Source organism: Tabrizicola sp. YIM 78059 (genome assembly GCF_004959785.1).
Taxonomy (GTDB): domain Bacteria; phylum Pseudomonadota; class Alphaproteobacteria; order Rhodobacterales; family Rhodobacteraceae; genus Tabrizicola; species Tabrizicola caldifontis.
In genome coordinates this window covers 71,786-95,624 of sequence record NZ_SJZH01000012.1, presented here as the reverse complement: position 1 = coordinate 95,624, position 23,839 = coordinate 71,786, and the positions used below count along the sequence as shown (strand labels likewise).

Genomic DNA, 23,839 nt, shown 5'->3' with positions numbered 1-23,839 from the left:
AGGCTGCAATGCTACGCGATCAGGACCGTATCTTCACAAACCTTTACGGGATGCACGACCGCAGCCTGAAGGGCGCTATGAAGCGCGGCCATTGGGACGGCACTGCCGAAATCATCAAGCGCGGCCGCGACACGATCATCGAGCAGGTCAAGGCATCCGGCCTGCGCGGGCGCGGGGGGGCTGGTTTCCCGACGGGATTGAAATGGTCTTTCATGCCCAAGCAGTCGGACGGACGGCCCTCCTACCTGGTGATCAATGCCGACGAGTCGGAGCCCGGCACCTGCAAGGACCGCGAAATCATGCGGCATGACCCCCACACGCTGATCGAGGGGGCGCTGATCGCGTCCTTCGCGATGGGGGCACACACCTGCTATATCTACATCCGCGGCGAATACATCCGCGAGCGCGAGGTGCTGCAGGCCGCGATCGACGAATGCTATGACGCGGGCCTCCTGGGCAAGAACGCGGCCAAGTCGGGCTGGGATTTCGACCTTTACCTGCACCATGGCGCCGGGGCCTACATCTGCGGCGAGGAAACGGCACTGCTCGAAAGCCTGGAAGGCAAGAAGGGCATGCCCCGGATGAAGCCGCCCTTCCCGGCCGGGTCCGGTCTTTATGGCTGCCCGACCACGGTGAACAACGTCGAAAGCATCGCAGTCGTGCCCACGATCCTGCGCCGGGGGCCGGAATGGTTTGCGGGCTTCGGGCGGCCGAACAATGCCGGCACGAAGCTGTTCGCCATCTCGGGACATGTGAACTATCCCTGCGTCGTCGAAGAGGCGATGTCGATTCCCCTGAAGCAGCTTCTGGAGGAACACTGCGGCGGCGTGCGCGGTGGGTGGAAGAACCTGAAGGCGGTCATTCCGGGCGGCTCGTCGGTTCCGCTGCTGACCCAGTCGCAATGCGACGATGCGATCATGGATTTCGACTGGCTGCGCGAGCAGCGGTCCGGCCTCGGGACGGCGGCAGTGATCGTCATGGACCAGTCCACCGATGTCATCAAGGCGATCTGGCGCCTGTCGAAGTTCTACAAGCATGAATCCTGCGGCCAGTGCACCCCCTGCCGGGAAGGCACGGGCTGGATGATGCGGGTCATGGACCGGCTGGTGCGCGGCGAGGCGGAGATCGAGGAGATCGACATGCTTCTGTCGGTGACCAAGCAGGTCGAGGGGCACACGATCTGCGCCCTTGGCGATGCGGCGGCCTGGCCGATCCAGGGCCTGATCCGCGCCTTCCGCGACGAAATCGAGGACCGCATCAAGGCCCGCAAGACCGGGCGCATCTCGGCCGTTGCGGCGGAGTGATGCGGATGGCGCTGGCCCTTTCGCTGATGATGGCTCAGGCTGCCTGCGTGGCGACGGCACCGCAGACGGTGCCGGTTGCCGCAAGCGGCCCGGTGCGCGTCACGAAGAACGGCCAGCCCTTCGCCATGTGGGAAGGGGCCGTCGCGCGGAAGTTTGCAGATGCCCAGTGCGGACCGCGGGGCGTGCGGTCCACGATCTATGACCGCTACGATCGCGTGACGGGGGAATGGGTCTATCCGGGGGGCTGTGCATGACTGGCGCGGTCATCACGGATCACAAACCGCTGAGAAAAGCGGTCTGTCATGGCATATCAGGGAACGTCGCCTCCATCTCTGCGGCACGAGCAGCCAAGGAGACACTCATGCGCCCGTTCAGGATTCTGACCCTTTGCGCCACCCTCGCCGCAACGCCGGCGCTGGCGCTGGTGCCGATCAACGAAGAACCCTACATCAACGAAACCCTGCTTCAGGGTTTCATCGGTGATGCCATCGCCGACAACTGCCCGACCATCGAGCCGCGAAAGTTGCGCGCGCTGAACGAACTGGCCAAGCTGCGCGACTATGCGCTGAAGAAGGGCTATTCCGCCAAGGAAATCCGCGCCTTCGTGACCTCGAAGGAGGAAAAGGCGCGCGGCAAGGCGCTGGCGGCCGCGATCCTGAAGGAGCGTGGGGCCGAGCCGGGCAAGACCGACGTCTATTGCGCCATCGGCGAGGAAGAGATCGCCAAGGGCAGCCTGGTCGGCCAGCTTCTGAGGTCGACGAAATGATGACCATGGCCCCCGTCATGCCCGAATGCCCGTGGGACGCCAGCCCCGGTGTCGTCGCGGCTGGGCCGGGGGCGCAAAGGATTTATCCCGGCATCATGGAATGGCCACGGCTGCCATGCCTGCGCCGGGGACGAACAGAACGAACTGCTGCCGCAAGGAGACTGCGGGTGCACAGAAGGGACGGCGGAGCAAGGCCATGACCAATCTCAGGAAAATCAACATCGACGGGATCGAGGTCGAGGTCGATGGCGCGATGACCATCATCCAGGCGGCCGAGGTCGCAGGGGTGGAGATCCCGCGCTTTTGCTACCATGAACGCCTGTCGATCGCGGGCAACTGCCGGATGTGCCTGGTCGAGGTGGTGGGCGGCCCGCCGAAGCCCGCAGCCAGCTGTGCGATGCAGGTGCGCGATCTGCGGCCGGGTCCGAACGGCGAGGCGCCGGTGGTCAAGACCAAGTCGCCGATGGTGAAGAAGGCGCGGGAAGGGGTGCTGGAGTTCCTGCTCATCAATCACCCGCTTGACTGCCCTATCTGCGACCAGGGCGGCGAGTGCGACCTGCAGGATCAGGCCATGGCCTATGGCGTGGACTTCAGCCGCTATCGGGAACCCAAGAGGGCGTCAGAGGATCTGGATCTGGGCCCGCTGGTCAAGACGGCGATGACCCGCTGCATCAGTTGCACCCGCTGCGTGCGCTTCACCACCGAGGTTGCCGGCATCACCCAGATGGGCCAGACCGGCCGCGGCGAAGATGCCGAGATCACCAGCTATCTGAACATGACGCTGGATTCGAACCTGCAGGGCAACATCATCGACCTTTGTCCGGTGGGGGCGCTGACCTCCAAGCCCTATGCCTTCACCGCCCGGCCCTGGGAACTGACCAAGACCGAGACTGTGGACGTGATGGACGCGCTCGGCTCGAACATCCGGGTCGATACCAAGGGCCGCGAGGTCATGCGTATCCTGCCGCGCAACCATGACGGCGTGAACGAGGAATGGATCAGCGACAAGACCCGCTTCGTCTGGGACGGGCTGCGCCGCCAGCGGCTGGACGTGCCTTACGTTCGCGAAAACGGCAAGCTGCGGAAGGCGACATGGGCTGAGGCCCTGGCCAAGGCAGCCGAGGCGATGAAAGGCAAGAAGGTCGCCGCGCTGGTTGGCGATCTGGCCCCGGTCGAGGCGATCTATTCGCTGAAGCAGCTGATCGAGGGTTTGGGTGGGCGCGTCGAATGCCGCACCGACGGCGCGAAGCTGCCCGCCGGCAACCGTTCGGGCTATGTCGGTACCGCGAAGATCGAGGATATCGACGGCGCAAGGGCGATCTGGCTGATCGGAACGAACCCGCGCGTGGAAGCCGCCGTTCTGAATGCCAGAATCCGCAAGGCCTGGCTGGCCGGCGCGACTGTCAGGCTGGTCGGTGAAGCGGCCGATCTGACCTATGACTACGACCACATCGGTACTGACCGCGCTGCGTTGGAAAGGCTGGCATCGCAGGCGTTCGCCGACGAGACGAAGGCCAAGCCCAGCCTGGTCATCGTCGGCCAGGGCGCGATCAACGAGGCCGATGGCGAGGCGGTTCTGGCCCATGCGATGAAGCTGGCCGAGAATTCCAAGTCGAAGCTTCTGATCCTGCATACGGCGGCGTCGCGCGTGGGCGCGATGGATGTGGGCGCGGTGACGGATGGCGGGCTTTCGATGGCGGTGAACGGGGCCGAGGTGATCTACAACCTCGGCGCCGACGAGGTGGAAATCACCCGCGACGGGACCAATGCGCCCTTCGTCATCTATCAGGGCAGCCACGGCGACCGTGGTGCGAACCGGGCGGACATCATCCTGCCGGGCGCGGCCTGGACGGAGGAGAACGGCCTGTTCGTCAACACCGAGGGGCGGCCGCAGCTTGCGTTCCGCGCCGGCTTTGCCCCGGGCGAGGCAAAGGAGAACTGGGCCATCCTGCGGGCGCTCTCGGCGGAGCTGGGGGCGACGCTGCCTTGGGACAGCCTGGCGCAGTTGCGTAATGCGCTGATCACGGCGCACCCGCTTCTGGGGCGGATAGACGAGGTGGCCGAGAACGCCTGGCAGCCGCTTGAACTGAAGCCCATGGCCAAGGCCACGTTCCGCAATGCGATCCGCGACTTCTACCTGACGAACCCTATCGCGCGGGCCTCCTCGGTCATGGCGGAACTCTCGGCGATGGCCAAGGCACGGGCGGCCGCGCCGATGGCGGCGGAGTAAGCCATGCAGCACCCGCTGACCCTGATCGCCACCCTCGGCACCGCGACTGCGGCGCTGGGGGCTTGCGCGCCCGCGGCGGAGGTGTCAGAGGGACGCGGCCAGCCGGTCTATGAGGGGGTTCAGGCGACCCCCTTGACCGACGACCTGGTCAGTCTGACCGTCGCCATGCGTGGCCCGGCAGGCAGGGCAGAGGTCGAGGCCTATGGCCGCTGTGCGGCGGCGCAATATGCGCTGGATCGGGGATACGGGTTCGCGCGGCAGGTGCGAACCATAGTCAGAAGGGAAGGGCGGTCATGGGTAGGGGATGCGGTCTATCTCATCTCGCCCGGGCAGCCGCAGGGCCTGCGGACCATCGACGCGGCGGTGGCGGTGGCAGAATGCGCAGAGCTTGGAATACCGACGGTTTGAGGATGAGGGGCTGAAATGTCGGAGTTTCTTTCCACGGGGTTCGGAACGGCGGTGCTGATTGCGGCACAAAGCCTTCTGATCGTGGCATTCGTGATGATCAGCCTGCTTTTCCTGGTCTATGCCGACCGCAAGGTCTGGGCCGCCGTGCAGATGCGTCGCGGCCCCAACGTGGTGGGGCCCTTCGGATTGCTGCAGTCGGTGGCCGACGCACTGAAATATGTGGTGAAGGAGATCGTGATTCCCGCCGGGGTGGACCGCCCGGTGTTCTTCCTGGCGCCGATGCTGTCCTTTGTCCTGGCGATGCTGGGCTGGGCGGTGATCCCGTTCGATGACGGCTGGGTGCTGGCCAACATCAACGTGGCGATCCTGTTCGTCTTTGCCGTGTCGTCGCTAGAGGTCTATGGCGTCATCATGGGCGGCTGGGCCTCGAACTCGAAATACGCCTTCCTCGGCAGTCTCCGCTCTGCGGCGCAGATGATTTCCTACGAGGTCTCGCTGGGCCTCATCATCATTGGTGTCATCATCTCGACCGGGGCCATGAACTTCAGCGCCATCGTCGCGGCCCAGGATACCGGCTATGGCCTGTTCGGTTGGTACTGGCTGCCGCACCTGCCGATGGTGTTCCTGTTCTTCATCTCGGCACTGGCGGAAACCAACCGCCCGCCCTTCGACCTGCCGGAAGCGGAATCGGAACTCGTGGCAGGCTTCATGGTCGAATATTCTTCGACGCCGTATCTGCTGTTCATGGCCGGCGAATACATCGCCATCTTCCTGATGTGCGCGCTGATCAGCCTTCTGTTCTTTGGCGGCTGGCTCTCGCCCATCCCGGGCCTTGCCGATGGCTGGTGGTGGATGGTGGCGAAGATGTGGTTCTTCTTCTTCATGTTCGCCATGGTGAAGGCGATCGTGCCCCGCTACCGCTATGACCAGCTGATGCGGATCGGCTGGAAGGTGTTCCTGCCAATGTCGCTGGCCTGGGTGGTGATCGTGGCCTTCCTCGCGAAGTTCGAAGTGCTCGGCGGCTTCTGGGCCCGCTGGACGATTGGAGGCTGACGATGGCGAACATCGACTGGAATCGCGCGACCCGCTATTTCCTTCTGACCGACTTCATCAAGGGCTTCGCCCTGGGCCTGAAGTATTTCTTCGCCCCCAAGGCCACCGTGAACTACCCGCACGAAAAGGGGCCGCTGTCGCCCCGCTTCCGCGGCGAACATGCGCTGCGCCGCTACCCGAACGGCGAGGAACGCTGCATTGCCTGCAAGCTGTGCGAAGCCGTCTGCCCGGCGCAGGCCATCACCATCGACGCCGAACCGCGCGAAGACGGTAGCCGCCGCACCACGCGCTATGACATCGACATGACCAAGTGCATCTACTGCGGCTTCTGCCAGGAAGCCTGCCCCGTCGATGCCATCGTCGAAGGCCCGAACTTCGAATTCTCGACCGAGACCCGCGAAGAGCTGTTCTACACCAAGGAAAAACTCCTTGCGAACGGCGAGCGCTGGGAAGCCGAGATCGCCCGAAACCTGGAAATCGACGCCCCGTACCGCTGAGGCCCTTGGGTGATGACCGACGACTTCGCCAAGATGTTCGCTGCCTGGATGGAGCAGGGCCAGAAGATGGCCCAGGCCTTCATGCCGGGCATGGAGAACTTCGACCCGAAGTCGTTTGAAAAGTTCTTTCCCGCCATGCCCAGAGAGCTTCTGGAGATGTGGTTCGGAAAGACCTTCAACCCGGAAGGGCTGGATGCCCGCACCCGGTTTCTGATAACCATCGCTGCCCTGACCGTGCTTGGCCCGGCGGGCGAGCCGCAGTTGCGGATGACGATCCGCAACGCCCTTGCCGCCGGGGCCACCAAGCGCGAGATCGCGGAAGTGATCTGGCAGATGTCGATGTTCGGCGGCCTGCCCGCCATGCAGAAGGCGCTTGAGATTGCGCAAGCCGTCTTTGCCGAGACTGACGAACCTGAGGAGAAAGACGCATGACCGTCTTCGATTTCGCCTTTTACGCCTTTGCCGCGACGACGGTGACGGCCGGCCTGATGGTCACGCTGAGCCGCAATCCGGTGCATTCGGTGCTGTGGCTGATCCTTGCCTTCCTTTCGACGTCGGGCCTGTTCGTGCTGCTTGGGGCCGAGTTCGTGGCGATGCTTCTGGTAATCGTCTACGTCGGCGCGGTGGCGGTTCTTTTCCTGTTCGTCGTGATGATGCTGGACATCGACTTCGCCGCGCTGAAGGGCGAACTTGCGCGCTACATGCCGCTGGGCTTGCTGATCGGTGTTGTCCTGCTGATGCAGGTGGCAATCGGCGTCGGCGTCTGGCAGGTCGCGGACCAGGCCGAGGCGCTGCGCAAGGCCGTCGCGCCTTCTGCCACCGAGGTAGAGAATACCCGTGCGCTGGGCCTTATCCTTTACGACCGCTATTTCCTGCTGTTCCAGCTGGCCGGCCTGATCCTTCTGGTGGCGATGATCGGGGCGATCCTGCTGACGCTGCGGCACCGCAAGGACATCAAGCGGCAGAACGTTCTGGCCCAGATGTGGCGCGACCCGGCCAAGGCGATGGAGCTGAAGGACGTTAAACCGGGGCAGGGGTTGTGATGAACGCTGCTGCTCCCCTTGTTCTGACCGCAGCGCTGGTCGCGCCCGCCGGAGCGCGGACGCCCGACCTGCAAGGTCTGCCTGTCTGCGAGGACGAAGCTGGCCGCGTGGTCGAGCTGCAGGATCAGGGGGCGCGCGGGGATTGGGTGCTGTTCTGGACGGCATCCGACCGCGACGCTGCGGGCGAGATGGTGCTGGCAAGCTGCCGGTCGGGGCGCGCCTTGTGCGTGAATCCGGGTGCGGCCGAGGGCACCCTGGCCGGCGCCGCGGCCATCATGCGCGGCGCGATGTGGGATGAGGCAGCGCAGACGCTGGGCGACATTCAGGCCAGCCTGCGGGCCAGCGGATACCGGGCCAGCCGGGTCAGAATGCCGCTGACCCACTGCGCCTGCGATCTGGCCGGGCAGGCCTGACGCAACGAACGACGGAACGACAACGGGCTTCAGACCCGGAGGGAACGAGAGATGGTGGGACTTGAACATTACCTGACAGTGGCCGCGGCCCTGTTCGTGATCGGGATCTTCGGGATCTTCCTGAACCGGAAGAACGTGATCGTCATCCTGATGTCGATCGAACTGATGCTTCTGGCGGTCAACATCAACCTTGTCGCCTTCTCCTCCTATTCCGGCGATCTGGTAGGGCAGGTCTTCACCATGTTCGTCCTGACCGTCGCCGCCGCCGAGGCCGCCATCGGCCTGGCGATCCTTGTCGTCTTCTTCCGCAACCGCGGCACCATCGAGGTGGAAGACGTGAACGTGATGAAGGGCTAAGGACATGGCAACGATCATCCTCTTCGCTCCCCTGATCGGGGCCATCATCTGCGGCTTCGGCTGGCGCCTCATCGGCGAAAAGGCCGGGCAGGTCATCACCACCTCGCTGGTGTTCCTGGCCGCCGCACTGTCCTGGTGGATCTTCCTGACCTTCGACGGCGAGACTCAGCGTATCGTTATCCTCCGCTGGATCGAAAGCGGCACGCTGGGCAGCGAATGGGCCATCCGCCTTGACCGGCTTACCGCGATCATGCTGGTCGTGGTGAACTCGGTTTCTGCGCTCGTCCATCTCTACTCGTTCGGCTACATGGCGCATGACGAGAACTGGCACGAGGGCGAGGATTACAAGGCCCGCTTCTTTGCCTATCTGTCGTTCTTCACCTTCGCCATGCTGACGCTGGTGACGGCGGACAACCTTGTGCAGATGTTCTTCGGCTGGGAGGGCGTGGGCGTCGCCTCCTACCTGCTGATCGGCTTCTACTATCGCAAGCCCAGTGCCAATGCCGCTGCGATCAAGGCCTTCGTGGTCAACCGGGTCGGCGACTTCGGCTTTGCGCTGGGGATCATGGCGCTGTTCTTCCTGACCGACTCGATCCGCTTCGACGACGTGTTCGCTGCCGCTCCGTCACTGGCAGAGACCAACCTGACCTTCCTGTGGTCCGAGTGGAACGCGGCGAACCTGGTGGGCGTCCTGCTGTTCATCGGGGCGATGGGGAAATCGGCGCAGCTGATCCTGCACACCTGGCTGCCCGACGCGATGGAAGGCCCGACGCCGGTTTCCGCGCTGATCCACGCCGCGACCATGGTGACGGCAGGGGTCTTCCTGGTCTGCCGGATGTCGCCGCTTTACGAATACGCGCCGCAGGCGACAGCCTTCATTACCGTGCTGGGGGCGACGACCGCCTTCTTCGCGGCGACCGTGGGTTTGGTGCAGAACGACATCAAGCGCGTGATCGCCTATTCGACCTGCTCGCAGCTGGGCTACATGTTCGTGGCCGCAGGCGTGGGGGTCTATCCGGTGGCGATGTTCCACCTGTTCACCCATGCCTTCTTCAAGGCGATGCTGTTCCTGGGTGCCGGGTCGGTGATCCATGCCACGCACCACGAACAGGACATGCGCAATTATGGCGGCCTTCGGAAGAAGATCCCGCTGACCTTCTGGGCGATGATGATCGGGACGCTGGCGATTACTGGCGTTGGCATCCCGCTGACCCATTACGGCTTTGCCGGCTTCCTGTCGAAGGATGCGGTCATTGAATCGGCCTATGTCGGCTCGTCCTATGCCTTCTGGCTGCTGGTCATCGCCGCATGCTTCACCAGCTTCTATTCCTGGCGGCTGATGTTCATGACCTTCTACGGTGAAAGCCGCGCGCATGGTCATGCCCAGGACCACCAGAACGGCGCGGTGCATGAGACCCATGGTCACGACGACCACCACCACGAGCCGCACGAAAGCCCGCTGGTCATGCTGATCCCGCTTGGGGTTCTGGCACTGGGGGCGGTCTTCTCGGGCATGATCTGGTACAAGGTCTTCTTCGGCGACGAGACTGCGGTGCGGAACTGGTTCGGAATGGAAGTTGCCGCGCATGGCGACACTGCCGCCCATGGGGCGGAAGCCCCGGCCGAAGCCCATGGCGATGCGGCCGCCGCAGACACCGAAGGCGGTACCATGCCCGCAACCGACCATGGCGCAGCAGCGCACGGCATTGCTGCGGCGCCGAAAGGGGCGCTGCTCATGCTGCCCTTCACACCGGAGGAACAGGCGCTCGTCGACAGCCGGCTGGATGCAGCCAAGGTCGCCAAGGCCGAACATGCGCCGACCACCATGATCAATGCGGCGCACCTTGTGCCCGCTTGGGTCAAGGTCTCGCCCTTTTTTGCCATGTTGATCGGCTTTGCCGTGGCCTGGCTGTTCTACATTCGCCGTCCAGACCTGCCAGGCCGTCTGGCCGCCCAGCAGCGCCCGCTGTACCTGTTCCTGTTGAACAAGTGGTATTTCGACGAACTTTACGACTGGGTGTTCGTTCGGCCGGCGAAATGGCTGGGTAGCTTCCTGTGGAGAAGGGGCGACGGTGCTGTCATCGACGGCACCATCAACGGGGTGGCCATGGGGATCATTCCCTTCTTCACCCGCCTCGCAGGCCGTGCTCAGTCCGGCTATCTGTTCCACTACGCCTTCGCGATGGTGCTGGGGATCGTGATCCTTGTCACCTGGATGACGCTGTTCGGCGGCGCGAAGTAAGGGCGCGGGATCATGGAAAACCAGCTTCTCTCGATCATCACCTTCCTGCCGCTGGTCGCGGCATTGATCCTTGCACTGTTCCTGCGTGGCGACGACGCGGCGGCACGGAACGGGGCCAAGTGGCTTGCGCTTTTCACCACCAGCGCGACCTTCGTGATCTCGCTGTTCGTGCTGCTGCGCTTCGACCCGTCGAACACCGGCTTCCAGTTCGTCGAGGAACGCCAGTGGATTCTGGGCCTGACCTACAAGATGGGAGTGGACGGCATCTCGATCCTTTTCGTCATGCTGACCACGTTCCTGATGCCGATCACCATCTGGTCGTGCTGGAACGTCGAGCACCGGGTGAAGGAATACATGATCGCCTTCCTGGTGCTTGAGACGCTGATGCTGGGCGTCTTCATGGCGCTGGACCTGGTGCTGTTCTACCTGTTCTTCGAGGCGGGCCTGATCCCGATGTTCCTGATCATCGGGATCTGGGGCGGCAAGGACCGGATCTACGCGGCCTTCAAGTTCTTCCTCTACACGTTCCTCGGCTCGGTCCTGATGCTGGTCGCGATGATCGCGATGTACATGGACGCAGGCACGACTGACATCGTGAAACTTCTGACCCACAACTTCGGGTCGGAGACGTTCAGCCTGCTCGGCATTCATGTCGTGGGCGGGTTGCAGACCCTGCTGTTCCTGGCCTTCTTCGCCAGCTTCGCGGTGAAGATGCCGATGTGGCCGGTGCACACCTGGTTGCCGGATGCCCACGTTCAGGCGCCGACCGCCGGATCGGTGGTGCTGGCCGCGATCCTTCTGAAGATGGGCGGCTACGGCTTCCTGCGCTTCAGCCTGCCGATGTTCCCGGTGGGGTCGGACGTGATGGCGCCGCTGGTGCTGTGGCTTTCGGCCATCGCCATCGTCTACACCTCGCTGGTGGCGCTGGCGCAGACCGACATGAAGAAGCTGATCGCCTATTCCTCGGTCGCGCACATGGGCTATGTGACCATGGGCATCTTCGCCGCGAACCAGCAGGGCGTGGATGGAGCGATCTTCCAGATGCTGAGCCACGGCTTCATCTCGGGAGCCCTGTTCCTTTGCGTGGGCGTGATCTACGACCGGATGCACACCCGAGAGATTGACGCCTACGGCGGGCTCGTGAACCGGATGCCGGCCTATGCGCTGGTCTTCATGTTCTTCACCATGGCGAACGTGGGCCTGCCCGGCACCTCGGGCTTCATCGGCGAGTTCCTGACCCTGGTCGGCGTCTTTCAGGTCAACACCTGGGTCGCGGCGGTGGCCACCACGGGGGTGATCCTGTCGGCAGCCTATGCGCTGTGGCTTTACCGCCGGGTCGTCTTCGGCGACCTGATCAAGGAGGCGCTGAAGTCGATCACCGACATGGACCGCCGCGAGAAGGCGATCTTCGCCCCCCTGATCGCCATGACCCTGATCCTGGGCGTGTATCCGAGCCTTGTGACCGACATCATCGGCCCCTCGGTCGCCGCCCTCGTCTCCGACTATCACGCCGCGCTGCCTGCCGATCCGGCGGCGCTGGCCATGCACTAGGAAGCCCGACATGACCTCTGCAGATTTCCGCATCCTTCTGCCCGAGATCCTTCTGTCGGGCTATGCGATGGCCGCGCTGATGGTGGCGGTCTATTCCACCAGGGACCGGCTGGCCCCGACGCTGGTATGGGCGACGGCCGGGCTGTTCGTGGCGCTGGCCCTCTATATCGGTTTCGCCGGCACCGGCGAGCGCACGGTGTTCAACGGGCTGTTCATCGACGATCCCTTTGCCCGGTTCGCCAAGGTCACGATCCTGCTTTCGGCGGCGGCAGTGCTGGTGATGAGCCAGGACTACATGACCCGCCGCGATCTTCTGCGCTTCGAATACCCGATACTCGTTACCTTGGCGGTGGTGGGGATGATGGTCATGGTCTCATCCGCCGACCTGATCACGCTCTACATGGGGCTCGAGCTGCAGTCGCTGTCGCTCTATGTCGTGGCTGCGATGCGGCGTGACAGCGTGAAATCGTCGGAAGCGGGCCTGAAATACTTCACTCTGGGCGCCCTCTCCTCGGGCCTTCTGCTTTACGGTGCCTCGCTGGTCTATGGCTATGCCGGCACCACGCAGTTCGCGGGTATCCTGTCCACGGTGAAGGACGGCGTGCCCCTGGGCTTGCTCTTCGGGCTGGTTTTCATGCTGTCAGGCTTGGCCTTCAAGGTCAGTGCCGTGCCCTTCCACATGTGGACGCCCGACGTCTATGAAGGCTCGCCCACGCCAGTCACCGCCTTCTTCGCAACCGCGCCGAAGGTGGCAGCCATGGCGCTGATCGCTCGCCTGGCGCAGGACGCCTTCGGCAGCATCCCGACGCAGTGGGGCCAGGTGCTTGCGGGCCTTGCAGTCGCGTCGATGTTCCTTGGCGCCGTGGCGGCGATTGGCCAGCGCGACATCAAGCGGCTGATGGCCTATTCCTCGATCGCCCATATGGGTTATGCGTTGATCGGCCTCGCGGTCGGCACGGCCTATGGCGTGCAGGCCACGCTGATCTACATGGCGATCTACGTCACGATGAACGTGGGCACCTTCGCCTTCATCCTGTCGATGGAACGCGACGGACGCCCCGTTTCGGATATCGCCGGCCTGAACCAGTTCGCGAAGAAAGAGCCGTTGAAGGCCCTGGCGATGCTGGTGTTGCTGTTCTCGCTTGCCGGCGTTCCGCCGATGGTGGGCTTTTTCGGCAAGTTCTATGTGCTGAAGGCGGCCGTCGATGCGGGCATGGTCTGGCTGGCCGTGGCCGGCGCCATCGCAAGCGTGATCGGGGCCTTCTACTACCTGCGCCTTGTCTATTACATGTACTTCGGTGCCGAACAGGATCCGGTGGACAGCCGCATGGCGCCGGTGCAATGGGCCATGCTGGTCGCCGTGGCCGCGATCATGCTTCTGGGCGTCATCAATCTGTTCGGGATCGAGGGTCCGGCGGCGCTGGCCGCCGAAGCGCTTGTCCGCTGAAGGCGGGGCAGGGCGCATCGTCCTGCCCGAAATCGACAGCACCAATGCCGAGGGCTTCCGTCGCGCCCCTGGACTGTCGCGTCCGACCTGGATCCTCGCCGGAATCCAGACGGCCGGTCGCGGCCGCAGGGCGCGCCCCTGGGCAAGCCCGCGGGGCAATTTTCACGGCTCACTGGTGCTGAAACCGGCAGAACGCGCCGAGACCGTGGCATTGCGGTCTTTCGTTGCCGCGTTGGCCCTGCGAGATGCATTGGTGCGGTTGTCAGGCCTTCCGGGCAGCTTCGCGCTGAAGTGGCCGAATGACGTGCTGTGCAACGGGGGAAAGATCGCTGGCATCCTGCTGGAAAGCCAGGGCCTTGGCAGCCGTGATCCCGTGCTCTGCATCGGGATCGGCGTGAACCTGATCGCCGCCCCAGAACCAAGTATGGTCGAACCCGGCGCGGTGCCGCCGGTTTCGCTCTTGCAGGAGACAGGCCTGCGAATCCTGCCGGAAACCCTGCTTGATGCGCTCGCCCCCGCCTTTGCCGCCTGGGAAGAGACCCTGCAGACGCAGGGTTTCGCCCCGCTTCGCACCGCATGGCTGGCACATGCCGCCCGCCTTGGCGAAACGATCCGTGCCCGTACCGGGTCAGAGACGCGCGAAGGGCGGTTCGAGACCATTGATGAAAACGGCAACCTGATCCTGCGGATGAAGGATGGCCCTGTTGCCATCCCCGCGGCGGAGGTGTTCTTTTGAACGACCTTGGGCTTGCTCCTTGCAAAATACTCTACGGCGGACCGGGGGTGTGAAACCCCCGATCCGCTGCCAAAGCGAAAGACGCCCCCCATGCTTCTTGCCATCGACTGCGGCAACACCAACACTGTCTTCTCGATCTGGGACGGCGCGCGCTTCATCGCCACCTGGCGGATCGCCACCGATCACAAGCGGACGGCGGACGAATACTATGTCTGGCTCTGTTCGCTGATGACCATGACCGGAACAAAGGCTACCATTACGGAAGCGATCATTTCGTCGACCGTGCCGCGCGTGGTCTTCAACTTGCGCGTCCTCTGCGACCGCTATTTCAACTGCCGCCCGCTGGTGGTCGGCAAGCCCGACTGCAAGCTGCCGGTGGCGCCGCGTGTCGATCAGGGCACGACGGTCGGCCCCGACCGGCTGGTGAACACGGTTGCAGGCCACGACCGGCACGGCGGCGACCTGATCGTGGTGGATTTCGGCACCGCCACCACCTTCGACGTGGTGGACACCGACGGCGCCTATGTCGGCGGGGTGATCGCCCCCGGCGTGAACCTGTCGCTCGAGGCCCTGCACATGGCCGCAGCAGCCCTCCCCCATATTGATGTCGCGAAGCCGGCCCGGGCCATCGGCACGAATACGGTGGCCTGCATGCAATCTGGCGTGTATTGGGGCTATGTGGGCCTGGTCGAGGGCATCGTGCGTGAGGTGCGGCGCGAGCGCGAGAGGCCGATGAAAGTGATTGCGACAGGTGGTCTCGCTTCCCTGTTCGCGCAAGGAACCGACCTGTTTGATGCGATCGAGGACGACCTGACCATCCATGGCCTTGTCCTGATCAATGCCTACAACAAGGATACCCGATGACTGCAAACCGGCTGATCTATCTTCCCCTTGGCGGTGCCGGGGAGATCGGCATGAATTGCTACGTGTATGGCTACGGTCCGATCGGCAGGGAACGGTTGATCCTTGTCGATCTGGGCGTGGCCTTCCCCGACATGGACACGTCGCCCGGTGTCGATCTGATCATGCCCGATATCTCGTGGCTGCACGACAAGCTGGACCGGCTTGAGGCGATCTTCATCACCCATGCGCACGAGGATCATATCGGCGCCTTGGGTCACCATTGGCCCCGGTTGCAGAAGAAGGTCTATGCGCGCCGCTTCACAGCGACCATAGGGCGGCTGAAATTTGAAGAGGCCGGCCTTCCCATCGACCAGATCGTGACCGTTGATGCGCGGCCGGCGGCAGTCGAGGCGGGGCCCTTCAGGGTGCAGTTCGTGCCCGTGTCGCATTCGATTCCGGAAAGCTCGGCCCTGGTGATCGACACGCCAGCGGGACGCGTCTTCCATTCGGCCGACTTCAAGATAGACCATAGCCCGGTGGTGGGCGAACCCTGGGACGACGCACGTCTGGCCGAGATCGTGGCAGAGCGCCCGGTCAAGGCGATGACCTGCGATTCCACCAATGTCTTTTCCACCCATCCCGGCCGGTCGGAATCCACCCTGGCCGAACCTCTGACCGAGCTGATCCGCAATGCCTCGGGCATGGTGGTGGCGACGACCTTCGGCTCGAACGTCGCGCGGCTGAAGACCCTTGCCGAGGCCGCCCGCACTGCCGACCGCACGATCTGTGTGTTGGGTCGGTCGATGAAGCGGATGCTGACGGCGGCAGAGGAGGCCGGGGTTCTTTCGGGCTTTCCAAGGACCGTCACCCCGGAAGAGGCGGCCGAGATTCCGCGGCGGAACCTGATGCTTCTGGTCACCGGCAGCCAGGGCGAACGCCGGGCGGCCAGCGCCCAGCTGTCGCGCGGCAAGTATCTGGGGCTCGAGATGAAGGAGGGCGACACCTTCCTGTTTTCGTCCAAGACCATCCCCGGCAATGAACGCGACGTGCTGCGGGTCTGGAATGCGTTTTCCGAGAAAGGCGTGATCGTGGTCGATGACCAGGGCGGGCGGTATCATGTTTCTGGCCATGCCAACCGGCCGGATCTGGAACATGTCCACAGGCTGATCCTGCCCGACATGCTGATCCCGATGCACGGCGAACATCGTCATCTGGCCGAGCATGTGCGCATTGCCACCGAAAGCGGCATTGCTGCGGCAGTGGCGGTGAACGGAACGATGCTGGACCTGACCGGTGACGTGCCGGAAGTGGCAGAATACGTCGAGACCGGCCGGGTCTATCTGGACGGCAACGCGCTGATCGGGGCCCTGGACGGTGTGGTGCGTGACCGCATCCGCATGGCCCTGAACGGTCATGTTCTGGTGACGGTGATTCTGGACGAAACCGACGAGCCGATGGGCGAACCCTGGGTCGAGCTGATGGGACTGCCGGCCACCGGGCGGGGCAACCGGCCGCTTGCCGAGGCGATGGAAGCGGACCTTGCCCATTTCACCGATCGGGCGGGCCGGAAGCTATTGAAGGATGACGCCAAGCTGGAAGAGGAAATCCGCAGGCTGGTGCGCCAGGTTGCAATGGAAGAGATCGGGAAGAAGCCAGAAGTGACCGTGGTCATCAGCCGGCTGATGGCCGAGTAGTCAGCCGCCAGACCGATTGTCGAGGACACCGTCACTCCTTGCGGGCTTCCAGCCGGCAGGAAGTCGAAACCGACGAGGTAAGGGGGCCTGTGCGCCTGCCCTCAGCCCTGGGTGCCCGTTGCCGTGTCGTCTGTCTCTTCGGCGGGTGCGGGCTTCAGCGCAAAGCTGCGAAGGATGAAGTCTGGCACATGGTCGCCCATGCCGACGACGGCAGGCCCGAGGTCGCGGTCGCGGCGGTAGTCGCGCCGATCCTCGCGCGGCTCGCGGCGGTCTTCCCTGCGTTCGGGCCGGTCCTCCCGGCGCCGGTCGCCGCGCGGTTCGCGCCGGTCCTCGCGGCGTTCTGCTCGGCGGGGCTCGGCCGGCTCGACTGCCTCGACTGCCTCGGGCTTCGGTGCGGCGACAAGCGGTTCCATCGGCGCCACCTCGTCATGCGGTTTCACCGGGCGTTCCCGTTCCCGGCCGCGGGTGCCGCGGTCGCGGCCGCGGGGGCCGCGATCCTCGCGCGGGCGGTCCGGCCGGCCATCGTCTGCGCTGGGGGTGAAGCCTTCGGGCAGTGGCCCGCGCGGAATTTCGGACTTGATCAGGCTTTCGATGGCCTTGATGTATTTCTCGTCCGAGGGCACGGCGATCGTGAAGGCCTTGCCCAGACGCCCGGCCCGTCCGGTACGACCGATGCGGTGGACATAGTCTTCGGGGTGCGATGGCACGTCGAAGTTGAACACATGGCTGACCGCAGGAATGTCGAGCCCGCGCGCCGCCACGTCCGAGGCGACCAGCAGGTGCAGCGTGCCGTCGCGGAAGGCGTCAAGCGTCTTCATCCGCTGCGACTGGTCAAGGTCGCCATGGATGGGTGCTGCGTTGAAGCCATGCGCCTTCAGCGACTTGGCCACCACATCCACATCCATCTTGCGATTACAGAAGATGATCGCATTGGTGCAGGAATCGCCTTCTGCCTTGATCAGCGCGCGCAGCACGGCCCGCTTGTCGGCAAAGGCGCGATCCTTCCGCGCCGGTGTCACCTCGATCAGGCTTTGCGTGATCGTGGTCGAGGTCGTCGCCTGGCGCGCCACCTCGATCCGGGCCGGATTGGTCAGGAAGGTGTTGGTGATCCGCTCGATCTCGGGCGCCATGGTGGCGCTGAAGAACAGGGTCTGGCGGGTGAAGGGGGTAAGCTGGAAGATGCGCTCGATATCGGGAATGAAGCCCATGTCAAGCATCCGGTCGGCTTCATCCACCACCATGATCTGCACGCCGGTCAGAAGAAGCTTGCCACGCTCGAAATGGTCCAAGAGGCGGCCGGGGGTGGCGATCAGCACATCGACGCCACGGTCGATCAGCTTGTCCTGTTCGCCGAAGGCAACGCCGCCAATCAGGAGCGCCTTGGTCAGCTTGGTGTGCTTGGCGTAGATGTCGAAGTTTTCGGCCACCTGGGCGGCCAGTTCGCGCGTAGGTGCAAGGACCAGGCTGCGCGGCATCCGGGCGCGGGCGCGGCCCTGGCCCAGCAGCGTGATCATCGGCAGGGTGAAACTTGCCGTCTTGCCGGTGCCGGTCTGGGCGATGCCAAGAACATCGCGCCCTTTCAGCGCCTCGGGGATGGCCTGGGCCTGAATGGGCGTGGGGCTTTCGTAGCCAGCTTCGCTGATGGCCTGAAGCACGCGCGGGTCAAGCGCGAGGTCGGAGAATTTGGTCATGTGCGTCCTGTGAATGCGGCATCGGACCGCATGAGTTCTGGGACGCAAGTTTCCGGGCGCCCCGGCGTCGTGACCCCTGTGGCCACCGGGTGCCCATAGCCGAAACTTGTCCAAGGGTCAAGGCAGGCGGGATCCGTCTGGTCAGACCGCCTAGTCTGTGGTATTTTTTTTCAAAATTTTGCCGACCAGACTACATCTGCACTGCATTCCGCGACTCCTTTTTTCTGTCAGGCACATTATGAGAACCCTGCTCCGAATTGCCGCCCTGCTGGCGGTGTTGCCCATGCCCTTGTCTGCCGATCCGGACGGCTGCCACCCGCAGGGTTGCCGCGCCGAGTTTCGTTTGGCCTCCACCTCTGACTTTGGCAGCTATGGAATCCTGATCGTCGCGCCAGACAGCGCCTGCGGGCGGCTCCGGTTCCGCGTCGAAGGCCCGTCCGGCGCTTTCCTGGGCCATACACCACCTCTGGTTCCCGGTCAGCTTGCCGTGGTGCGGATAGGGCAGAGGTTTCCTGTGGGCGAGTATCTGCTGACGATCGTGGCCGAGGGCTGCGCGGCCATACCGGCCAGCGTCCGCAAGGTGACGCTGGCCAAGCTGTCACCCGATCATGGCTGGCGGCCCGCAATCATGGCGCAGGTTTCAAGTCCGGTGGGCTAGACCATCATCTCCTTGGTCGCAGTCAGCTTCACCCCCGGATAATCGCGCAGCACGCGGTCGATGTCCCATTGCAGGCGCGTCAGGAACACCAGGTCCCCGTCGCTGTCATGCGCGATATGGCCCTTGTTGACGTTGACCAGCTTTTCGATTGCCGCCTTGTCGCCGGAAATCCAGCGGGCCGAGGTGAAGTTCGACCCCTCGAACCGGACGGGCAGCGAATATTCCTGCTCGATCCGGGATGCCAGCACGTCGAATTGCAAGGCCCCCACGACGCCGACGATATAGCCCGAGCCGATCATCGGCTTGAACACCTTGGCCGCGCCTTCCTCGGCGAACTGCATCAGCGCCTTTTCCAGGTGCTTGGCCTTCATCGGATCGGTCGCGCGGATCGTTTGCAGGAGTTCCGGCGCAAAGCTCGGGATGCCGGTGAAGCGCAGGGATTCGCCTTCGGTCAGCGCATCGCCGATGCGCAGTTGCCCATGGTTCGGGATGCCGATGATGTCGCCGGCCCAGGCTTCCTCGGCAAGTTCCCGGTCGGCGGCCAGGAACAGGACCGGGTTGGTGATCGACATGGGCTTTTTCGAGCGCACATGAAACAGCTTCATGCCGCGTTCGAAATGGCCCGAGGCGAGGCGGACGAAGGCCACGCGGTCGCGGTGTTTCGGGTCCATGTTCGCCTGGACCTTGAAGACGAAGCCGGTGACGGCGGGTTCGGACGGGTCGATCTGGCGTTCGGCGGCCTTCTGCGGCTGAGGCTCGGGCCCGTATTCGCCGATGCCGTCCATCAGCTCCTTCACGCCGAAGGAGTTGATGGCCGAGCCGAACCAGATCGGCGTCATCGAGCCGTTCAGGAAGGCCGTGCGATCGAAGGCGGGCAGAAGCTCGCGCGCCATTTCCAGTTCCTCGTGGAACTTCGCCAGCAGGTCGGCAGGGATGTGTTCGGCAAGCTTGGGGTCGTCCACCCCGCTGATCTTGATCGATTCCGCCACCCGGTTGCGGTCGGCGCGGTCCATGATCTCCAGCCGGTCGTGGAGGAGGTCGTAGGCGCCGATGAAGTCGCGTCCCATGCCGATCGGCCAGCTTGCCGGCGTCACGTCGATGGCCAGGTTTTCCTGGATCTCGTCGATGATGGCGAAGGTGTCGCGGCTTTCGCGGTCCATCTTGTTGCAGAAGGTCAGGATGGGCAGGTCGCGCAGCCGGCAGACCTCGAACAGCTTGCGGGTCTGGGATTCCACGCCCTTGGCCCCGTCGATCACCATGATTGCGGCGTCAACGGCGGTCAGCGTGCGGTAGGTGTCTTCGGAAAAGTCGCTGTGGCCGGGGGTATCGACCAGATTGAAGCGGAAATCGCGGTAGTCGAACGACATGGCCGAGGCCGAGACGGAGATTCCGCGCTCCTGTTCCAGCTTCATGAAATCCGACCGCGTGCGCCGCGCATCGCCCTTGGCGCGGACCTGGCCTGCCATCTGGATCGCCCCACCGAACAGCAGGAACTTTTCGGTCAGCGTCGTCTTGCCCGCGTCCGGGTGCGAGATGATCGCAAAGGTCCGGCGGCGGGCGATTTCGGGCGGAAGGGGGGCACGGTTCGACATGGGCGCCCGTATAGGGGTTGTGCGCCCGTCCCGCAAGGAAGCTGCCGGGGGGCCTTTGACCGAAGCGGCCATGGCCGCAAGGCTTTTGCCTCGTCGTCGGGCTTCGCCTCCTTCTTGGGCGTTGGGGGCGCTTAGCCCGCCAATCGCGCCGAGAGTATTTAGGAAGGAGCAAATCGGCTTGGGGTTCTTGTCCTTGTCCCGGCGGATGCTAGGGTCCGCAAGGCAGGGAGGATCGGTCATGGATCTGGGGATCAGGGGAAAGCGGGCGCTGGTTTGTGCATCGTCCAGGGGCTTGGGGCGGGGCTGTGCCGAGGCTTTGGCCGAGGCCGGAGTGGACCTGGTGATGAACGCGCGGGGCGTGGAGGCGCTGGACGCAGCAGCGGCAGAGATCCGGGCGCGCCATCAGGTGAATGTTGTCGCCGTTGCGGGTGACATCACCACGGAAGGCGGCCGGGCGGCGGTGCTGGCCGAGGGGCCGTTCGACATTCTGGTGACGAATGCGGGCGGACCGCCGCCGGGCAAGTGGTCGGACTGGGGGCGCGAGGATTTCATCCGTGCGCTCGACGCCAACATGCTGACGCCGATCGCGTTGATGCAGGCGGTGTTGCCGGGGATGATGGACCGGGGCTGGGGGCGTGTGGTGAACATCACCAGCGTCTCGGTCAAGGCACCGGTGGCGGTTCTGGGCCTGTCGAACTCGGCCAGGGCGGGACTGACCGGTTTCGTTGCAGGCACGTCACGTCAGGTGGCAGGCAGCGGCGTCACGATCAACAATCTGCTGCCGGGCATCCACGCCACTGACCGCGCGGTTGCGCTGGATGCGGCGGTGGCCAAGGCGCGGGGGATCAGCATGGAGCAGGCAATTGCCGAACGGGCGGCCACCATTCCGGTCGGGCGCTATGGCACTCCGGCCGAATTCGGGGCGGCCTGTGCCTTTCTGTGCTCTCAGCACGCCGGTTTCATTGTGGGGCAGAACATCCTGCTGGATGGCGGGGCGACCAACACGACGCTGTAGCCGGTTGCGGTCGAGGCCGGCCACGCTGCGCGCTGCCGATCCGGGTCTTGTCTTGATCAGGGCGGGTGGTCGAAGTGTTCGCTTGCCTCGGGTGCAAGCCATGTGCGGTCGCCCCCCCATGTGGATGCAGCTGTAGCCGGCGGCCAGGGCGCGGCGGGTTTGCTGTCGCTTGTGGTGGGGGCAGGGCGCTGATATGAAAACCTGACGAAAATTCTTGGACTACATGCCGGACAAAGCCCCCCTTCGCCTGGAAGTTTCGCATCTGACCCGTGCCTTCGGTGGAAGACCCGTGGTCGAAGATGTTTCGCTGACCGTGGCTGCCGGGCAGGTGACCTGCCTGCTGGGCCCGTCGGGATGCGGCAAATCGACCACGCTGCGGATCATCGCGGGTGTCGAGCGGGCCGACAGCGGCGAAGTCAGGATCGACGGTCGTCTGGTCGAGGGGGCTGGAGTGCATGTGCCGCCCGAGGCTCGATCGGTCGGTCTGATGTTCCAGGACTTTGCGCTGTTTCCGCATCTGACGGTGGCCGAAAATGTCGGGTTCGGGCTGCGGATCGACAAGGCCGAAAAGGCGCGGCGGGTGGGTGAACTGCTGGAAAAGGTCAATCTTTCCGGCTTTGGTCAGAAGCATCCGCACCAGCTTTCCGGCGGCGAACAGCAGCGGGTGGCGCTGGCACGTGCGCTTGCGCCGCGCCCCCGTGTGATGCTGATGGACGAGCCGTTTTCGGGCCTGGACAACCGGCTGCGCGACGGCATCCGCGACCGGACACTGGACCTGCTGAAAGAGGAACAGACGGCGGTTCTGCTGGTCACGCACGAACCCGATGAGGCGATGCGGATGGCCGACGAAATCGCGTTGATGCGGGCAGGGCGGATCGTGCAGAAGGGGGCGCCCTACAATGTCTACAATGCGCCGGTGGACAAGGCGGCAGCGGCTTTCTTCAGTGATATCAATGTCATCCGCGGTGTATCGAAGGGTGCGCTGACCGAGACGCCCTTTGGCGCCTTCCTCACGCCGGGGCACAGGGACGGGGCCGAGGTCGAGATCGTGATCCGCCCGCAGCACCTGCGCATCGACTTCGACCGCGGCGGCAAGGGGCCGAATCCGACGCCGCAGGATGGCACGGCGGCGCGGGGCACAGTCATCAGAAGCCGCTATCTGGGGCGCGAGAGCCTGGTCGACTTCGCGATGGATTTCGAGGGGGCGCGGCTGACGGCCAGCGTCCCGGGGGTATTCCTGCCCAAACCGGGAACCGTTCTTTGGCTGATGATCCGGCGCGATCGGTGCTTCGTGTTCGGTGTTTGACGCATCAGCCGGAAATGCGGTGTCGTTCCAGTGGCCTGGACAGGGTGCAAGCCCTCCTTCCTGTGTCGTCCTTCCCTCTGCGCGCCCTTGCTGCGTTGTGTCTGTTCTACATCCACATGTGGCCCGGCAAGCTCCGGCCGGGCCGTCGCCGCGTTCGCCGCAGTCGCACCGGCGGGATGCCCCCACACCCATCCCTCACCAACGAGGGGGAGGCACCCAGGGCTGCAGGCTGGACATGGGCCGGTGGGATTGCTGTCCATGTTCAGCCCTCGGTCTCGATCCCCGACTGCGGCAGCAGCGTGGCGACCTTGTAGAGAAGACTGCGCGCCGCCTTCGCGCGGGGGTTGCCGTCCTGGCCGACGTGGCGAAGCCCCTCGACCAGCGCCTCGAGTTCCTCTGGCGTAAGCATGGTGGGCGGCAGCATCAGGGGCGAGCGCAGGATATAGCCCAGGCCGCGTTCGCCGGTGACCGGCAGGCCGGTGGCGGCCAGCATCTCCATGTCGCGCCAGATCGTTCGGGTGGACACGCCAAGCCGCTGCGCCAGTTCGGCCGCCGTATGCAGCCGCCCGTCACGCAGGGCCTGGACGATGTCGTAAAGGCGGGCGTCGCGTTTCATGGGCCATTTCGCCGGGGTATCGGTCCGACTTACTGACAAAATACTGTCAGTTGACTGCGGGGCGCAAGCGGCTTGGGTCTTGGAAGCGGCGGGATCGGGGGCGTAATTGGGGGCAGTGACGGAATCCGCCCCGGCTTCGGGGCCTGCATGGAGGGGGTTCACATGCTCAACAACATCGGCCTTCCCGGCCTTCTGCTGATTGCGGTCGTGCTGCTGGTCCTGTTCGGCAAGGGCAAGGTGTCCAGCCTGATGGGCGAGGTCGGCAAGGGGATCACGGCCTTCAAGAAGGGTGTGGCCGACGGCACCAAGGAAATCGAGGATGCCAAGGCGGAAGCGGCCAAGGACGTGACGCCGGCCGAGAAGGACAAGGCCTGAGC

Annotated in this window: 24 protein-coding genes; 21 read left to right on the top strand and 3 right to left on the bottom strand. The window is 64.4% G+C overall.

Features of this window, described 5'->3' with window-relative positions:
- Positions 1–8: 8 nt before the first annotated feature.
- The 17 genes from nuoF (at position 9) to EZM81_RS14620 (ending at position 16,584) form a co-directional block, all read left to right on the top strand.
- A complete protein-coding gene (gene nuoF / locus EZM81_RS14700) occupies positions 9–1,304 on the top strand; it encodes an NADH-quinone oxidoreductase subunit NuoF (RefSeq protein WP_135450658.1) in 1,296 nt (431 codons plus the stop codon).
- Between the two features lie 5 nt (positions 1,305–1,309).
- The gene (locus EZM81_RS14695) at positions 1,310–1,558 is read left to right on the top strand and encodes a hypothetical protein (protein WP_136646222.1); all 249 of its coding nucleotides are present in this window, start codon (positions 1,310–1,312) and stop codon (positions 1,556–1,558) included.
- A 107-nt stretch (positions 1,559–1,665) separates the two neighbouring features.
- Positions 1,666–2,070, top strand: a complete 405-nt coding sequence (locus tag EZM81_RS14690) for a DUF5333 domain-containing protein (protein ID WP_135450660.1) — start codon at positions 1,666–1,668, stop codon at positions 2,068–2,070.
- Between the two features lie 196 nt (positions 2,071–2,266).
- Positions 2,267–4,300 (top strand): NADH-quinone oxidoreductase subunit NuoG, encoded by a 2,034-nt coding sequence (nuoG, locus tag EZM81_RS14685; RefSeq protein WP_136646221.1) that lies wholly within the window; start codon positions 2,267–2,269, stop codon positions 4,298–4,300.
- Positions 4,301–4,303: 3 nt separating this feature from the next.
- Positions 4,304–4,708 (top strand): hypothetical protein, encoded by a 405-nt coding sequence (locus EZM81_RS14680; RefSeq protein ID WP_135450662.1) that lies wholly within the window; start codon positions 4,304–4,306, stop codon positions 4,706–4,708.
- A 15-nt stretch (positions 4,709–4,723) separates the two neighbouring features.
- A complete protein-coding gene (gene nuoH, locus EZM81_RS14675; RefSeq protein ID WP_135450663.1) occupies positions 4,724–5,761 on the top strand; it encodes an NADH-quinone oxidoreductase subunit NuoH in 1,038 nt (345 codons plus the stop codon).
- 2 nt (positions 5,762–5,763) lie between these two features.
- On the top strand, positions 5,764–6,258 hold the full coding sequence (gene nuoI, locus EZM81_RS14670) for an NADH-quinone oxidoreductase subunit NuoI (protein ID WP_135450664.1): 495 nt from the start codon (positions 5,764–5,766) through the stop codon (positions 6,256–6,258).
- A gap of 12 nt (positions 6,259–6,270) precedes the next feature.
- Positions 6,271–6,690: a carboxymuconolactone decarboxylase family protein gene (locus EZM81_RS14665; protein ID WP_135450665.1), complete on the top strand. Its 420-nt coding sequence runs from the start codon at positions 6,271–6,273 to the stop codon at positions 6,688–6,690.
- Complete coding sequence (locus EZM81_RS14660) at positions 6,687–7,301, top strand: NADH-quinone oxidoreductase subunit J (protein WP_135450666.1); 615 nt, start codon at positions 6,687–6,689, stop codon at positions 7,299–7,301. Before EZM81_RS14665 ends, EZM81_RS14660 begins: the two co-directional genes overlap by 4 nt.
- A complete protein-coding gene (locus EZM81_RS14655) occupies positions 7,301–7,714 on the top strand; it encodes a hypothetical protein (RefSeq protein ID WP_136646220.1) in 414 nt (137 codons plus the stop codon). The genes EZM81_RS14660 and EZM81_RS14655 overlap by 1 nt, the downstream gene beginning before the upstream one ends.
- A 51-nt stretch (positions 7,715–7,765) precedes the next feature.
- Positions 7,766–8,071, top strand: coding sequence for an NADH-quinone oxidoreductase subunit NuoK (nuoK, locus tag EZM81_RS14650; RefSeq protein ID WP_135450668.1), 306 nt, complete (start codon positions 7,766–7,768; stop codon positions 8,069–8,071).
- A 4-nt stretch (positions 8,072–8,075) separates the two neighbouring features.
- Positions 8,076–10,313: an NADH-quinone oxidoreductase subunit L gene (gene nuoL / locus EZM81_RS14645; RefSeq protein WP_136646219.1), complete on the top strand. Its 2,238-nt coding sequence runs from the start codon at positions 8,076–8,078 to the stop codon at positions 10,311–10,313.
- A gap of 12 nt (positions 10,314–10,325) precedes the next feature.
- On the top strand, positions 10,326–11,864 hold the full coding sequence (locus EZM81_RS14640) for an NADH-quinone oxidoreductase subunit M (protein ID WP_136646218.1): 1,539 nt from the start codon (positions 10,326–10,328) through the stop codon (positions 11,862–11,864).
- 10 nt (positions 11,865–11,874) lie between these two features.
- On the top strand, positions 11,875–13,311 hold the full coding sequence (gene nuoN / locus EZM81_RS14635) for an NADH-quinone oxidoreductase subunit NuoN (protein WP_135450671.1): 1,437 nt from the start codon (positions 11,875–11,877) through the stop codon (positions 13,309–13,311).
- Positions 13,301–14,047 (top strand): biotin--[acetyl-CoA-carboxylase] ligase, encoded by a 747-nt coding sequence (locus EZM81_RS14630; RefSeq protein WP_136646217.1) that lies wholly within the window; start codon positions 13,301–13,303, stop codon positions 14,045–14,047. Before nuoN ends, EZM81_RS14630 begins: the two co-directional genes overlap by 11 nt.
- A 90-nt stretch (positions 14,048–14,137) precedes the next feature.
- On the top strand, positions 14,138–14,911 hold the full coding sequence (locus tag EZM81_RS14625) for a type III pantothenate kinase (protein ID WP_136646216.1): 774 nt from the start codon (positions 14,138–14,140) through the stop codon (positions 14,909–14,911).
- Positions 14,908–16,584, top strand: a complete 1,677-nt coding sequence (locus tag EZM81_RS14620) for a ribonuclease J (RefSeq protein ID WP_136646215.1) — start codon at positions 14,908–14,910, stop codon at positions 16,582–16,584. Before EZM81_RS14625 ends, EZM81_RS14620 begins: the two co-directional genes overlap by 4 nt.
- A 101-nt stretch (positions 16,585–16,685) precedes the next feature.
- Here EZM81_RS14620 and EZM81_RS14615 read toward each other — a convergent pair whose 3' ends face one another.
- Entirely contained in the window at positions 16,686–18,275 is a 1,590-nt protein-coding gene (locus EZM81_RS14615; RefSeq protein WP_136646214.1) for a DEAD/DEAH box helicase, read from the bottom strand.
- Positions 18,276–18,513: 238 nt separating this feature from the next.
- On the opposite strand from EZM81_RS14615, the gene EZM81_RS14610 reads away from it, so the two are divergent.
- A complete protein-coding gene (locus EZM81_RS14610; protein WP_136646213.1) occupies positions 18,514–18,933 on the top strand; it encodes a hypothetical protein in 420 nt (139 codons plus the stop codon).
- Here EZM81_RS14610 and EZM81_RS14605 read toward each other — a convergent pair.
- Complete coding sequence (locus EZM81_RS14605; protein ID WP_136646212.1) at positions 18,930–20,525, bottom strand: peptide chain release factor 3; 1,596 nt, start codon at positions 20,523–20,525, stop codon at positions 18,930–18,932. The genes EZM81_RS14610 and EZM81_RS14605 overlap by 4 nt on opposite strands.
- 238 nt (positions 20,526–20,763) lie before the next feature.
- Between EZM81_RS14605 and EZM81_RS14600 the strand changes: the two genes are divergently transcribed.
- Together EZM81_RS14600 and EZM81_RS14595 are read left to right on the top strand one after the other, a co-directional pair.
- Positions 20,764–21,540 (top strand): SDR family oxidoreductase, encoded by a 777-nt coding sequence (locus EZM81_RS14600; protein WP_135450677.1) that lies wholly within the window; start codon positions 20,764–20,766, stop codon positions 21,538–21,540.
- 223 nt (positions 21,541–21,763) lie between these two features.
- The gene (locus EZM81_RS14595) at positions 21,764–22,846 is read left to right on the top strand and encodes an ABC transporter ATP-binding protein (RefSeq protein ID WP_136646211.1); all 1,083 of its coding nucleotides are present in this window, start codon (positions 21,764–21,766) and stop codon (positions 22,844–22,846) included.
- A gap of 262 nt (positions 22,847–23,108) precedes the next feature.
- Here EZM81_RS14595 and EZM81_RS14590 read toward each other — a convergent pair whose 3' ends face one another.
- Positions 23,109–23,462 (bottom strand): YafY family protein, encoded by a 354-nt coding sequence (locus EZM81_RS14590; protein WP_135450679.1) that lies wholly within the window; start codon positions 23,460–23,462, stop codon positions 23,109–23,111.
- A 162-nt stretch (positions 23,463–23,624) separates the two neighbouring features.
- Here EZM81_RS14590 and EZM81_RS14585 point away from each other — a divergent pair, with 162 nt between their 5' ends.
- Positions 23,625–23,837, top strand: coding sequence for a twin-arginine translocase TatA/TatE family subunit (locus EZM81_RS14585; RefSeq protein ID WP_135450680.1), 213 nt, complete (start codon positions 23,625–23,627; stop codon positions 23,835–23,837).
- Positions 23,838–23,839: the final 2 nt, after the last annotated feature.